12 protein-coding genes and 1 pseudogene are annotated in these 13,908 nt (G+C 66.5%); 5 read left to right on the top strand and 8 right to left on the bottom strand.

Translation table 11 applies throughout. The features are described from left to right. The 3 genes from GCN75_RS27065 to GCN75_RS27055 all read left to right on the top strand — a co-directional run. Positions 1–1,563, top strand: a 1,563-nt coding sequence (locus GCN75_RS27065; protein ID WP_152285105.1) for a DUF4118 domain-containing protein, incomplete at its 5' end; no start/stop codon positions are given. Next, complete coding sequence (gene kdpE, locus GCN75_RS27060) at positions 1,560–2,258, top strand: two-component system response regulator KdpE (protein ID WP_034746496.1); 699 nt, start codon at positions 1,560–1,562, stop codon at positions 2,256–2,258. The genes GCN75_RS27065 and kdpE, both read left to right, overlap by 4 nt. 133 nt (positions 2,259–2,391) lie before the next feature. Beyond that, the gene (locus GCN75_RS27055; RefSeq protein ID WP_152285104.1) at positions 2,392–3,141 is read left to right on the top strand and encodes a TorF family putative porin; all 750 of its coding nucleotides are present in this window, start codon (positions 2,392–2,394) and stop codon (positions 3,139–3,141) included. A gap of 76 nt (positions 3,142–3,217) precedes the next feature. Here GCN75_RS27055 and GCN75_RS27050 read toward each other — a convergent pair whose 3' ends face one another. From GCN75_RS27050 to GCN75_RS27040, 3 genes are read right to left on the bottom strand one after another with little or no spacing between them, the layout of a single operon-like run. Then, on the bottom strand, positions 3,218–3,736 hold the full coding sequence (locus tag GCN75_RS27050) for a P-loop NTPase family protein (RefSeq protein ID WP_264372569.1): 519 nt from the start codon (positions 3,734–3,736) through the stop codon (positions 3,218–3,220). A gap of 10 nt (positions 3,737–3,746) precedes the next feature. Continuing rightward, positions 3,747–4,778 (bottom strand): 4-hydroxy-tetrahydrodipicolinate synthase, encoded by a 1,032-nt coding sequence (dapA, locus tag GCN75_RS27045; RefSeq protein WP_152285102.1) that lies wholly within the window; start codon positions 4,776–4,778, stop codon positions 3,747–3,749. After that, positions 4,775–5,074: a hypothetical protein gene (locus GCN75_RS27040; RefSeq protein ID WP_226941595.1), complete on the bottom strand. Its 300-nt coding sequence runs from the start codon at positions 5,072–5,074 to the stop codon at positions 4,775–4,777. The genes dapA and GCN75_RS27040 overlap by 4 nt, the downstream gene beginning before the upstream one ends. 231 nt (positions 5,075–5,305) lie before the next feature. Here GCN75_RS27040 and GCN75_RS27035 point away from each other — a divergent pair, with 231 nt between their 5' ends. Together GCN75_RS27035 and GCN75_RS27030 are read left to right on the top strand one after the other, a co-directional pair. Beyond that, a complete protein-coding gene (locus GCN75_RS27035; RefSeq protein WP_193317676.1) occupies positions 5,306–6,301 on the top strand; it encodes a gamma-glutamyl-gamma-aminobutyrate hydrolase family protein in 996 nt (331 codons plus the stop codon). Further along, positions 6,298–7,377, top strand: coding sequence for an alginate lyase family protein (locus tag GCN75_RS27030; protein WP_152285101.1), 1,080 nt, complete (start codon positions 6,298–6,300; stop codon positions 7,375–7,377). The genes GCN75_RS27035 and GCN75_RS27030 overlap by 4 nt, the downstream gene beginning before the upstream one ends. A 23-nt stretch (positions 7,378–7,400) precedes the next feature. Here the strand turns inward: GCN75_RS27030 and GCN75_RS27025 are convergent, their stop codons facing one another. From GCN75_RS27025 to GCN75_RS27010, 5 genes and pseudogenes are all read right to left on the bottom strand, one after another. After that, positions 7,401–9,872 (bottom strand): TonB-dependent siderophore receptor, encoded by a 2,472-nt coding sequence (locus GCN75_RS27025; RefSeq protein ID WP_152285100.1) that lies wholly within the window; start codon positions 9,870–9,872, stop codon positions 7,401–7,403. A gap of 94 nt (positions 9,873–9,966) precedes the next feature. After that, positions 9,967–10,818, bottom strand: coding sequence for a FecR family protein (locus tag GCN75_RS29735; RefSeq protein WP_226941596.1), 852 nt, complete (start codon positions 10,816–10,818; stop codon positions 9,967–9,969). Then, positions 10,801–11,283, bottom strand: a pseudogene (locus tag GCN75_RS29730) (sigma-70 family RNA polymerase sigma factor); the annotation flags it as partial. The gene GCN75_RS29735 and the pseudogene GCN75_RS29730, both read right to left, overlap by 18 nt. A 236-nt stretch (positions 11,284–11,519) precedes the next feature. Beyond that, positions 11,520–12,650 (bottom strand): YbdK family carboxylate-amine ligase, encoded by a 1,131-nt coding sequence (locus GCN75_RS27015; protein ID WP_101482803.1) that lies wholly within the window; start codon positions 12,648–12,650, stop codon positions 11,520–11,522. After that, complete coding sequence (locus tag GCN75_RS27010; RefSeq protein WP_193316932.1) at positions 12,651–13,838, bottom strand: cation:proton antiporter; 1,188 nt, start codon at positions 13,836–13,838, stop codon at positions 12,651–12,653. It lies immediately after the preceding gene. Positions 13,839–13,908: the final 70 nt, after the last annotated feature.

Here is a 13,908-nt window from a genome sequence, read left to right as displayed (position 1 = left end):
GACGAGGCGGAGGCGCCGCGCCGGCCGTCGCGCCATTGGCGCTACATCCTGGCGGCCGGCGCCAGCCTGGGCACGGCCATCGCCTCCGTGCCGCTGCAGCCCTATCTGGACCTGGCCAATATCGCCATGCTGTCGCTGCTGACGGTGGTGCTGGTGGCCGTGCGCCTGGGGCGCGGGCCGGCGGCGCTGGCCAGCCTGGTGGGTGTGGCCTGCTTCGATTTCATCTTCGTGCCGCCCCGTTTCTCGTTTGCCGTGGGCGATTTCCAGTACGTGATCACGTTTGGCGTGATGCTGGCCGTGGGGCTGATCACGGGCCACCTGACGGCCGGCCTGCGCTTCCAGGCGCGCGTTGCCTCGCACCGCGAGGCGCGCGCCCGCGCCCTGTACGAGTTTTCGCGCGAATTGTCCGGCGTGCTGCAGACGGAGCAGATTTTCGACATCACGAAAAGCGCCATCGAGCGGGCTTTCCGCGCGCGCGCCACTTTGCTTTTGCCTGATGACGAGGGCAGCTTGCAGGCCCCGAACGGCGCTCAGCCGCTGGACATGGGCATCGCGCAGTGGGCCTTCGACCATGCGCAGGCAGCCGGTACAGGCACCGATACCTTGCCGGCATCGCCCATTTTCTACCTGCCGCTGATCGCGCCGATGCGTACGCGGGGCGTGCTGGCGCTGCTGCCGCTCGATGGCGCGCACCGCGGGCGCTGGCTGCTGGTGCCGGAACAGCGCCAGCACCTCGATACCTTTGCCGCGCTGGCGGCCATTGCGCTTGAACGCGTGCACTACATCGACGTGGCCCAGGGCGCGCTGCTGCAGATGGAGTCCGAGCGCCTGCGCAATTCGCTGCTGGCGGCCCTGTCGCACGACTTGCGCACGCCATTGACGTCGCTGGTGGGCCTGGCCGAGTCGCTGGCCCTGTCCAGGCCTCCGTTGTCGCCCGCGCAGCTGGACATGGCGCGCTCGCTGCAGTCCGAAACCGTGCGCATGAGCGCCCTGGTGGCGAACCTGCTGGACATGGCGCGCATCGAGAGCGGGCAGGTGCGCCTGAACCTGCAATGGCAGGCGCTGGAAGAAGTGGTGGGCAGCGCATTGCGCGCCAGCGGCCCGCAATTGCAGCAGCATGCCGTGCAGACGCAGCTGGCGCCGGACCTGCCGCTGGTGCGCTACGACGCTGTGCTGATCGAACGCGTACTGTGCAACCTGCTGGAAAACGCGGCCAAGTACACGCCGCCCGGCAGCACCATCACCGTCGCGGCCGGGGTGCACGGTCAGTTCCTGCAGGTGACGGTATGTGACGACGGCCCGGGCCTGCCGCCCGGCCGCGAAGAAGCCATCTTTGAAAAATTCACGCGCGGCGAGCGCGAATCGAACAAGCCGGGCGTCGGCCTGGGGCTGGCCATTTGCCGCGCCATCGTCGAAGCCCACGGCGGCGCCATCCACGCGCAGCCGCACGCGCCGGGACAGGGTGCCGCCCTCGTGTTCAGCCTGCCGCTGGGCACGCCTCCGGCGCCGCCGGAGATCGAGCTCGATGACGCCAACGACCATGAAACAGGAAAACCAACATGAACGAACCTTCCGCCACCGCCCTGCTGGTCGAGGATGAACCGCAAATCCGCCGCTTCGTGCGCGCCGCGCTGGAAGACGAGGGCTGGCAGATTTTCGAATCCGCCACCATGCAGCGGGGCCTGATCGATGCCGGCACGCGCCGGCCCGACCTGATCGTGCTGGACCTGGGGCTGCCCGACGGCGACGGCATCGATTTCATCGCCGACATCCGCAAATGGTCGGCCGTGCCCATCATCGTGCTGTCGGCGCGGGTCGACGAGCAGGACAAGATCCGCGCGCTGGACGCGGGTGCCGACGACTATCTGACCAAGCCGTTCGGCGTGGGCGAGCTGCTGGCACGCGTGCGCGCCACGCTGCGCCGCCAGCGCCAGCCCGCCGCCAGCGACGATGGCGTGGTGCAGTTCGGCGACGTGCGCGTCGACCTGAAAGACCGCCTGGTAACGCGCAACAAGCAGCTGGTGCACATGACGCCGACGGAATTCCGTCTGCTGTCGGTACTGGTGAAAAACGCGGGCAGGGTGGTCACCAATCCCCAGCTGCTGCGCGAAGTATGGGGGCCGTCGAACAGCGAGAACGGCCACTACCTGCGCATCTACATGGGCCATCTGCGCCAGAAGCTGGAAGCCGATCCGGCCCAGCCGCAGTACCTGCTGACGGAAACGGCCGTCGGCTACCGCTTGCTGCTGCCGCTCTAAGCCGCATTCCTTCCCCCGTTTGAAAACGGGCGCCGCGCGCGCCGGGGGGACGCTTTACCCAAAATTTTTGCAGCGGCGGGCCAGCTGCGCCATGTTGGCAAAGGCCCATACCACTCATGAAGAAGAAAAAACCATGAATAAAATGCTAGTTGCACTTGCCGTCGCCACCGCCTTTACGGGCAGCCTGGCCCACGCGGAAGAGACCAAGCCCGACAATGAAGTCAGCTTCAACGTGGCCGGCGTGTCCGACTACCGCTACCGCGGCATTTCGCAGACGCGCCTGAAGCCCGCCCTGCAGGGCGGTGCCGACTACGTCAACAACCCGACGGGCCTGTATGCGGGCGCCTGGGCTTCCACCATCAAGTGGACCAAGGACGCGGGCGGCAGCGGCGACGTGGAAGTGGACCTGTATGCGGGCAAGCGCGGGCAGCTGACCAGTGATATCGGTTACGACGTCGGCGTGCTCGCCTATGTGTATGCGGACAACGGCTTGAAGCACGTTGCCGGCCTGGCCGACGCGGATACGCAGGAAGTCTACGGCCAGTTGTCGTATGGCCCCGCCTATGTCAAGTATTCGCACGCCGTCTCGAACCTGTTCGGCATCGTCAACAGCAAGAACAGCGGCTACCTGGACATCGGCGCGAATATCGACCTGGGCAACGGCTGGACCGGCAACCTGCACGCGGGCCACCAGAAGGTCAAAAACAATGATGCGTCGAGCTACACGGACTGGAAGGCGGGCGTCACGCGCGATTTCGGCATGGTGACGGGCGCGCTGGCCGTGATCGGCACGAACGCGGGCAAGTCGGCGTATGCCTCGCCCGTGAATGGCAAATTCATGGGCAGGACGGCGCTGCAGCTGACGCTTAGCAAGACGTTTTAATTGACGGAGGGGACAGGCGGCGCATGCGCCGCCTTTTTTTTGCGTGCCGGGAACGGGGCCGGACCCGGCCGGGTGTCTATGCCGCGCGGTGATGGCTGTCGAAAACGGCGCAGTACAGCTGTCCCAGGCCGACCACGCGGGCGGCCGGTATCTGGACGGCCAGGACATGGGCGGCGGCCACTTGCGTATCCGTTGCCAGCAGCACGCGCAGGCCAGGATTGACGCTGCGCGCGTGCGCGATGCGGCGCGCCAGGCCCGCCTGCGCGGCAGCGTCCGCCACACCGTCCAGCGGCACCACCAGCACGCGCGCGGCGATCAGGGCCGAACGGCTGCCCATGGAGTCGCGGCCTTCGCTGTCGATGACGATGTCGTGGTAGCAGTTCACCAGGTGTTCGAGCTCCGGCTGCAAGCCCTTGGCGCTGATGGCGCGCGCCATCAGGCGCGGCCGCGTCAGGCTGCCGTGCATGGCGCCGTCGTGCATGTTCCTGGCCTGCGCCATGGCGCTCTGGCGCGGATCGGCATCGAGCAGCAGCACCTTGCGCCCGGCCAGCGCGCGCGAGGCGGCCAGCCGTCCGGCCAGGATGGATTTCTCCATCCCCCCGCGTTCATCCGTGATGGCGATGATCATCTTGGCGCACGGCTGGCATGATGTTGGCCGCGGAGACCAGCTGCAGCAGGCAGCCTTCGCGTAGTTCTTCCTTGTCGCTGGCGGTCCAGACGGGCAGCGCCATCAGCTGCTCCAGCGCGTCGGCCAGCGCGGTCTGGCCGGCGGCCGACATCGGCGTCATCGGCAGGCGCAGCTCCTCGCGCACCTTGCCTTGCATGGCCAGCGCCGCCTTCACGGGAGCGGGATTCGGTTCGGAAAACAGCAGGCGGATGACGGGCAGCAGCGTCTTGAACAGGGCGCCCGCGGCGCCGTGGCGGCCCTGCCTGACCAGGTGGTACAGCTGCGCATACAGGTCGGGGCGTACCTGGGCGGCGGCCGACATGGCGCCGTGGCCGCCCATGGACAGGCTGGCCAGCAGCAGCGCATCGTCGCCGCACAGCACGTCCAGGCGCGTGTCGAGCAGCAGTTCGCTCAGCTGCTGCAGCTTGCCGCCCGCTTCCTTGATGGCGACGAAGTGCGAATCGCGCGCGAGCAGCGCCGCCGTCTGCGGTTCGATATTGACGCCCGTGCGGGCCGGCACGTTGTACAGCACGATGGAGTGGTCGGTGGCGGCGGCGATGGCCTGGAAGTGGCGCACGATGCCGTCCTGCGAAGGGCGTACGTACGACGGCGCCGAAACCAGCAGGCCGGCCAGCGGATGGTCGTGATAGCGCTGCACGGCGGCGACGACGCTGCGCGTATCGCTGCCGCCGATTCCCATCACGACGGGGAAGCGGGGGCCGACGGCTTCGAGCACGCTGTCGAGCAGCATGGTGTGTTCGGCGGCGCTCAGCATGGCCGCTTCGCCCGTGGTGCCGCATGCCACCAGGCCATCGATGCCGCTGGCGGCCAGTTCGCACGCGAGCTGCTGGGCTGCGTCGAAGTCGATGTCGCCGTCGCGAAATGGCGTGACCATCGGCACCCAGATGCCCTGAAAGTGCGCGGTAATGCGCGATGACGACATCGCCTGCCCGCACGAGTACTGGTTCATAGCGATTTCCCCTGGCTGATGCGGCCAAATTCCGCCGCCGGCAGCAGGCGCATGACGGCGTCCATGGTCAGGCGCAAGGCCGGCTCCGTCACGCACAGCCATACCTTCATGCGTTCGGCGTGGTCGACCGCCTCGATGCGCATGAACGACAGCATGCCGCCGCACGTCTTGACGACCAGCTGGCGCAGCTCGGCCAGGCAGGACTTGTCGACCGTGATATGCATGAGAAAGGTGGGCAGGCGGGGATGGCGGTGGGGCAGTGCTTGATGCGTTGGCAGGCGTGAATGGGGTTCCATGGTGGCTTTGCAGCGGTGGTTGAGGTACGTTCAAGATTAGCAGCGGGGGCGTAAAGATTCTCTAAAAAGCGGGGCTGCCCGCGTAAACGGACTGTATGCGGGCTGTCTGCCGTTTTCCGGCCCGCGTGTTGCGCGGATGCGCCGCGCGTGGGCTTTTGTTACAAAATTGAATCGTGCTTTCGGGGGCAGGGGTTTATATTGAAAACGTCTCCGCTTTCAGTCAGCCTTGCCATGTCAGACGAAAAAGATCCCCAGCATCCCCCTTCCCCCGATCCTGCAACGCCGGCGCGGCCTGACCGGGTGGGCCGCCGGGCGCCCGATGATGAGCATCGCGCGCGCGATGCGGCGCCCCGCTACCTGAAGGACAACGACACGCCGCTGGCGCTGGCCTGGCGCGTGATCTCGTCGCGCTACCGCTCCATGCGCGACAAGGCCAGCCGCGATTTCATGCGGCGCACCCTGCGCATCGGTATCTCGGCGCGCATTTTTCACCCCGAACCGGGCGCCACTGGCCTGCGCAGCAAGAACCTGCAATACCTGGAAGAGTCGATTGCGCAGTGGGTCATGTCGCGCGACGTGCTGGTGTTCATGATCCCGACGGTCAATACCAGCGGCCAGCTCCACCCGAGCAACATCACCCTGCGCCACTATGCGCGCCACCTGGACGGCCTAGTGCTGCAGGGCGGCGCCGACGTCTCGCCGCAGACGTATTCCGAGGCGGCCACGCGGCCCGAATGGAATGGCGACCGCGCGCGCGACCTGTACGAACTGGAGCTGCTGCACGAATTCGTCGACGCGGGCAAGCCCGTGCTGGGCATATGCCGCGGCTGCCAACTGATCAACGTGGGCTTTGGCGGCACCCTGTACCAGGACATCGCCTCCGACGTGGAAGGCGCTACCTCGCACGTCAACGACCTGTATGACCGCCATCGCCACACGATCGTCTTCCCGAAAGGCTCGTCCCTGGCGGGCCTGTTCCCGAAGACGGGCGAGGCGCTCGTCAATTCCATCCACCACCAGTCCGTGAAAGACCTGGGGCGCGACATCACCGTGGAAGCGTATTCGCAGGGCGACAACATCGTCGAAGCCATCCGCTACCAGCGGGCCCGCTTCGTCATGGGCTTGCAGTGGCACCCGGAATTCCATTCGGCGGGCGGCGTCGAGCTGCTCGATTGCACGCCCATCCTCGATAACTTTCTGCGCGCGGCGCGGGAGACGCGGTTTTGAGCGCGCACCTGATGCGCCGGCGCACCGTGCTGGCCGGCTTGCTGGCGCTGCCACTGGCGGGATTGCGCGCCGCGCCGCACCCGCATGAGGGCGTGGCGCCGTTTGCGTTGACGTCCGCCGCACGTGCCCGCACGCTCAAGGCGCGGGTGGCGCCGGCCATCGCCGAACAGGTGGTCAGGGCGGCGCGCAAGGATGCGGCGCGGCCCGTGCACCTGATGGCCGAAGTGCGCACGGGCGGCTTGCTGAAAGGCGAAGGCGGGCGCGAGACCAGCCAGCAGGCGCAGGAAGACTGGCGCCAGGCGCGGCTGCAGGCGCTGGCCTGGCGGTTGTCGGGCGAGATGGCGCATTTCGAGGCGGCGCGCCAGCTGCTGCTGGCCTGGAGCGGCGCCTATCGGCCGTCGTTCAGCCCTGTCGACGAGACGGAGCTGGCCAGCCTGCTGATGGGCTATGACCTGGTGCAGGAGCGCCTGAATGGCGTGGAGCGCGAGCAGGTGCGGGTCTTTTGCCGCACCCTGGCGCAGGGTTATTTGAGCGATCCGATCAAGGTGGGCGGCCCGTCCACGGCGCGCAACAACTGGCATAGCCACCGCATCAAGATCGGCACGGCCGCCGCGTATGTCACGGGCGACGCCTTGCTGATCGCGCGCGCGAAGGAGCGCTTCCTGGCGCACGTGCCGCGCAATATCGGCGCCGGCGGCGTGCCCTTCGATTTCGAGCAGCGCGACGCCCTGCATTACACCACCTACAGCCTGGAACCGCTGCTGACGACGGCCCTGATGGCGCAGGCGCATGGCGACGACTGGTATGGCGCGCCGGAAGCGCAGCGCCTGGCCGAAGCGCTGGCCTGGCTGGCGCCGTATGCGCAGGGCAGCAAGACGCACGAGGAGTTCGCGAAAAGCGCCGTGCCCTTCGACCGCAAGCGCGTGGCGGCCGGCGAAAAGGGCTTTACGGGGAACTGGGAGCCCAAGGGCGCCGCCAATGTGTACCTGCTGGCGGCACGCTTAGCCCCCGCTTACCTGCCGCTGGCGCTGGAGCTGCGCCCGCCAGCCTGGGCGCTGGCGCTGTACGGCGCTTAGTTGCGCTTAGTTGGAGCGTCGCGTTAAAACTTCGTGCGCACGGTGAACATCACATTGCGCGGTTCGCCGTAAAAGCCCGTCTGGAACAGGCCCAGTCCCGTGAAGTACTTCTTGTCGAGCAGGTTGTTCACGTTCAGGCTGGCTGTGACGTTCTTGCTGATCTCGTAGCGGGCCAGCAGGTTGGCCAGCGCGTAGCTGCCCTGCTTGATGCGCGAATAATCGTCGATGGCGGGGTTCCAGATATTGCCGTAGTAGCTGCTTTGCCAGTTGATGCCGCCACCGACGGTCAGCTTGTCCAGGCTGGCCGGCAGGCGCCACGTGCCTTGTACTCGCACCAGGTGGGCGGGCTGCGTGGTTTGCAGCATGGTGGAAAAGACGTCCTTGCCATCCGCGTCGCGCACGTGGGTGTAGGTGTAGCCGGCGCTCAGCTTCACGTCCTTCATCACTTCGCCCGTCACTTCCATTTCCAGGCCGCGGCTGGTGACGCCGTCGATGGCCTTGTACGCTTCCTCGCCATTGACTTCGCCCACGGAGCTGGCCACATTGCTCTGGCGGATCTGGAACAGGGCGGCGCTGGCATTGACCTTGCCGTCCAAATATTCTGCCTTCACGCCCGCTTCCAAACCCTTGCCGCGCACGGGCGACAGAAAGTTGCGGTTGACGTCGCGGTTGCTCTGCGGCGCGAAGATGCTGGTGTAGCTGCCGAACACGGAATAGGTCTTGTCGATGTCATACACGACGCCCGCATATGGCGTGACGACCTTGTTTTCCTCGATGCGCGAGCGGATGCGCGCCGTGCCGGCGTCGAAGAAGCTGCGGTCCTGCTCTTGCAGGTAGTTGCTCATGCGGGCGCCGAGAATCACCGACAGCGCGTCGACGGGATGCAGGCGCACGGCGCCATACAGGCCGCTCTGGCGCGTGCGGTCGTTATCGTTGCCCAGGCGCTTGAAGGCCGGTTCCGCGTATTGGCCGCGCCAGTCGAAATAGCTGCCATCGAGGGGCGGATAGACCGATTCGTAGACGGGGCCATCCTGCTTTGCCGTCGAGGTGGAATAGCCGAACATCGCTTCATGCTGGCGGCCGAAGGCCGTGAATGGTCCGCTGGCGTCGACGTTGACGGTGGTCTGGCGGCGGTCGCCCTTGTATTTGCCCATGAAGAAATACGTGCCTTCGCCCGTGTCGGGAGCGGGATTGCCGCCGCTGGCCGAACCGAGCACGCTGTCATGCTTGCTGCGCAGCTGGCTGGCGCTCAATTTCACCTTCCATTCGTTGGCGAACGTATGTTCCAGCGACGTGAACAGCGTGGTGTTCTGCATGTCGCGGCGGCTCCAGTCCGTGGCCGGGTTCCACGAGGTGGGCAGAGCGGTGCGCGTGCCGTCCGAGAACAGCACGGGGAACCCCGTCCAGGTCGAGCCGCGCGGCTTGTAATCCTGGTGCGTGAAGCCGGCCGTCAGCAGCGTGACGGGCGTCAGGTCCGCCTCGACGATGCCGTAGGCGACGGCTTTCTGCTGCGTGTAGCGGTCCAGGTAGGAATGCTTGTCCTGGTAGGCGCCCACGAGGCGGCCGCGCACCGTGCGGCTGTCGTTCAGGGGGCCGGAGACGTCGGCTTCGCCGCGGTAGTTGTCCCACGAGCCGGCGCCCAGAGTGGCCGAGCCCTCGAAGCTGGCGGTGGGGCGCTTGCGCACCATGTTGACGGTGGCCGACGGGTCGCCCGAGCCGCTCATCAGGCCCGTCGCGCCCTTCAGCACTTCGATGCGGTCGTAGATGGCCATGTCGCTGTTGGTCGTGCCCCAGTCGTACACGCCGTCGTAGATGGCCGACACGCCGTCGTACTGGAAATTGGTGACGGCGAAGCCGCGCGCCTGGAAGCTCCAGCGGTCGCTGTCGTAGTTTTGCACGCTCACGCCGTTGACGTTCTTCATGACGTCCGAGACGGCGTTGCTGTTCTGGTCATCCATCTGCTGGCGCGTGACGATGGTCAGCGACTGCGGCGTCTCGCGCTGCGTCAGGACCAGGCCCGTGGCGCCGCTGGCGGGGCCGCCCGTATAGCTGCCCGTGCCACCCGTGACGGCGCTGCGCTCGGCTGCCGCCACCACGGTGACGCCGCTCATGACGGCCACGCCGCGGCTGTCCGCCGTTGGGGCGTTGGCGCCAGCGGGGATCTTTTGCAGCAGGTAGCCGCCATTCGGCTGCGGCACGGCTTGCAGGCCGCTGCCGGCCAGCAGCACGCGGAAACCATCGTGCACGCCATAGCTGCCTTGCAGGCCGGCGCTGCGCAAGCCTTGCGTGGTCTCGCTGGAGAACGACAATAAAATGGCGCTGTCGCTGCCGAAGCGCGTGAGCACGTCGCCCAGCGCGCCGGCGGGAATGCTGTAGACGCGCACTTGCTGGCTTTGTGCGTGGGCCAGCGCGGGCAGGGTGAGGGCCAGGCCAATCTGCGACAGGGCGCAGGCGAGGACGGTGCGGGTCAGGAGGGAACGCGAAGCGTGATGCATGGAATAAAACCTTTCGTGGATGCGCAAGATGGAGACTGCCTGTCTTCCAAGTCACGCGAGCACGGCGAAACAGCTCACTTTGCGGAAAATATCGTTAGCGCGCCGCCAGTTCGATGCGCACCACCTGATGTCCCCAGAAGCGCGTGACGGTATTGTGCCGCAGCTGCAGGCTGGCGCTGACGGCGTCGAGGATGGCATCCACGTCGGCCAGCGGGTAGGAGCCGGACACGCGCAGGCCGGCGATGGCGGGCGTGCAGGCCAGCGGCTGCTCGCTGTAGCGCGACAGCTCGGCGAGGAAATCGGCCAGGCGCATGTCGCGCGCCACCAGCATGCCGTTCAGCCAGGCGCCGCCATAGGGGGCCAGCGCCTGGCGGTGCAGGCCCGCGCTGTCGAAATGGGCACCTTCGCCGGGATGCAGCACCAGGCGCTGTCCGCCATCGCCAGCCAGCACGGCGACGGCGCCTTCGAGCACACCGGCGCTGGTATAGCCATCGTGCAGGCGTACCGTGAAACGCGTGCCCAGCGCCTGCAGCTGGCCGTGCGGCGTGTCGACGAAGAAGGGACGCTGCGCCGCATCCTTGCCGGTGGCGATGAAGATTTCGCCAGCCAGCAGCGTGATGCGTCGCCGTTCGCCGCTGTAATCGATGTCGATGGCGCTATGCGTGTTGAGCGTGAGCTGCGTGCCATCGCGCAGAGTCACGACGCGGCGCTGGTTGATGCCCGTGCGGTAGTCGGCCGTCCAGCTGCGCCACGGACTGCGGCGCTCGAACGCGTACAGCGAGGCGCCGCAAGCCAGCAGCAGTGCCAGGGTCTTGACGGCGTGGCGGCGCGGCGCATTCGCCTGCGCGCAGGCCCGCAGCAGCGTGGCATGCGTCCCGGGCGGCAGGTGTTCATGCTGCAGTTGCAGCTGCTGCCACGCCTGCGTGGCGCTGCCGGCCCGCTGCAAATGGCGTTTTACCGTGGCCAGCGAGATGCCCAGCCGGCGCGCGATATCGTCCTGCGGCAGTTCGTCGAGCTGGCGCAGCAGGAAAGCGCGCTTGACGGGCGGCGGCAAGCCATCGAGCATGCGGTCCAGTTCGAACAGCGTGGAGAGCAGCAGCGCCCGTTCCTCGGGCGACGGCGTGTGCGGGGGCGGCAGTTGCGCCAGCACGTCCAGGTAGGCTTGCTCCAGCTTCTGGCGGCGGTAATGGTTGAACAGCACGCGCTGGGCCACGGTGGCGAGAAAGGCGCGCGGCTCGCGCGCGGCGACGGCGTCTTCGCGGTCGAGCAGGCGCATGAACGTGTCCTGCGCCATGTCGGCCGCGCAGGCCGTGCTGCCCAGCTTTTTGCGCAGCCAGCCCTGCAGCCAGCCGTGGTGCTCGGCATACAGTGTGGCGATGTCCTGGCGTTGTAGCGGCTCTGCCAGCGGCATCGCGTTCCCCTTGCATGGCCCATCCAGCGGGGCTGGGTCCTTGGTTTAAACAATAATAAGAATCATTCTCACTTATTGTAACAAGCGGGGGCGGGGACTGTAAATGACGGAGGCGGCGGGTGTGGTTTTTTGGGTTGGCGTTGTTGCGCCTGATTGCACCCCAAAAGCAAGATCCGGGGGCGGACCCTGAGGGTCCGACCCCGGCAGTTCGGGTGTTGGGGGGAACGGGCCAGCCCTCAATAATTCATCGGTTCGCCGCGGAAGCAGCGGATGGCCGAATCGACCATCCCCTCGGCGCTGCCCTGCAAGCTATGCTGCTTGCGCAGGTATTGCGCATCGCTCCACTGCTTGGCCACGTCCGACAGGTGTTTCAGGGCCGGCGTGCTGCCCAGCGCCTCGGCGTGCGGTTCCATCTTGCGCAGGGTGGTCATGATGTCTTCGCGCAGCGACATCGTTTCGTAGGTTTTCGGATGCGTGATGGCGCCGTCGAGGCCGAAGCGGCAGGCCTGGAAGCGGTTGTAGTTATACACGAGGTAATCGTCTTCCACCGGCGGCGCTTCCTTGCGTTCGAGCAGGTAGCGGCACAGCGCCTGCAGGTAGGCGGCCAGCGCGGCGGCGCGCTCCACCGTCAGCGGCGTGTCGCACACGCGCAGCTCGATGGTGCCGAATTCCGGCTTGGGGCGGATATCCCAGTAAAAATCCTTCATGCTCTTGATGATGCCCGTGTTCTCCATCTTGGCGAAATACTCGTTGGAGAACTGGTCCCAGCTCAGGGTGAACGGCGCGCGCCCGCTCATGGGAAACGCAAACACGGAATTGAGGCGCGCCGAGTCGAACAGGGTGTCGCGTCCCTGCACGTAGGGCGAGGATGCGGACAGGGCGATGAAGTGGGGGATGTAGCGGTTCAGCGAATGCAGCAAAAACATGGCGTCGTCGCCCGAGGCGCAGCCGATGTGCACGTGCTGGCCGAAGATGGTGAACTGCTTGGCCAGGTAGCCGTACAGTTCCGAAATCTCCTGGAAGCGGGGCTTGGAAAAGATCTTTTGCGACGACCATTGCTGGAATGGGTGGGTGCCGCCGCCCGCGATGCCGATATTGAGCTTGTCGCCGGCCGTGATCAAGGTATCGCGGATTTCCTGCAGCTGCTCCAGCAGGGGGCCGTGATGCGTGTGCACGCTCGAGTTGATCTCGATCATGCTCTCGGTGATTTCCGGCGTGACGTTGCCGGGGAACGGTTTTTTGTTCAGCAGATGCAGCAGGTCGGGGCTGGCGGCCGTCAAGTCGTAGTCCGACAGGTTCACCAGCTGCAGTTCGAGTTCGACGCCGAAAGTCAGCGCGGCCGATTGGCCAAAGGGTTCCAGCGGCATTTAGCGCTCCTTGATTTCGTGGGTTTCTTTGGCCAGCATCAGCACGCGCTGCACCAGCACGGGACCGACCAGTTCCAGGCCCAGGGTGACGGCAGCCAGGGCATTCAATTCGTCGCCGAAGTTCACGCCATGCTGGCGCGCGTGTTCGAGCAGCAGGATGATGAAGACGGAGACGGGCGTGAGCGCCACGCCCGTCAGCACCCCCTTGCGCCAGGAAATGCCGCTGACATGCGAAAACGCGGCCACGCCGACGACTTTGGTCAGCAAGCGCCCGCCCACGACGGCCAGGGCCAGGCCTGCGCCGGCCGTCACGCTGGCCCATTCCAGGGTCGAGGCGGCGTACACGAACAGCAGCACCGTCAGCAGCTCGCCCAGCGCGCCGAAATTGCGCTGCGCCTGGCTGAAGGCGACGCGGCGGTGGCGCGCCACCAGGCCGAAAGTGAGCGTCGCCAGCAGCGGCGACAGGCTGGTGGTGTAGGTAAGGGCGACGAGCAGCATCACCGACAGCGCAAAGGCGACGGTGGCATCCTGCGCCATATTGCCCAGGCGGCGCAGCATGGCCGGCACGACGATGCCGAAGACGGTGCCGGCGGCCACGGAGGCGGCCAGCACGGCGGCGCTGCTGCTGCTCGCCTCGATCAGGTCGGTGGAGCTCTGGAACATCCAGAAGCCGACGATGATGTTGAACGTGAAGACGGCCAGCACGCAGTTGAGCGCCGTCAGGTGGACGATGCGCTCCGTGACCTGGCCCGAGCTGCGTTCCTCGTTAATCACGCGCATGATGGTGGCGGGCGAAGTGGACATGGCCAGGGATGCCAGCAGCAGCGCCGTCATCGAGGTGGAACCGAATTCGATGCCGATGAAGTAGACGACGGCAAAGGTCAGCAGGGACTCGACCAGGCCCGTGACGGCGATCCACGGGTTGTTCTTCAGCCAGCGCAGGTTGATGCGGTAGCCGACTTCGAAGAGGATCAGGCCGAAGGCCACGTCGGCCAGCACCAGCATGGGGCCCGCGTCCGTCTGCGGCAGCACGCCCACTTGCGTCTGCGCCAGGATGAAGCCGATCACGCCATAAAAACTGATGCGCGGCAGGCCTGTCCAGCGGTGGCCGAATTCGCCCACCACCCAGGCCAGGGTGATGGCGAACGGCCAGGACAGGTCGGCGGCGATCGAGAGGAGACTTTGCATGCTCATTCCTTTGAAATAGCGCTGGCACCGGCCGGCAGCACGGGGGCTGGCGCGGCAATGTCGTGGTGCA

The sequence above is a fragment of the Janthinobacterium violaceinigrum genome (genome assembly GCF_009208555.1).
Lineage (GTDB): Bacteria > Pseudomonadota > Gammaproteobacteria > Burkholderiales > Burkholderiaceae_D > Janthinobacterium > Janthinobacterium violaceinigrum.
The sequence above is the reverse complement of the archived record's forward strand: the minus strand, read 5'-3'. Positions and strand labels throughout refer to the sequence as shown.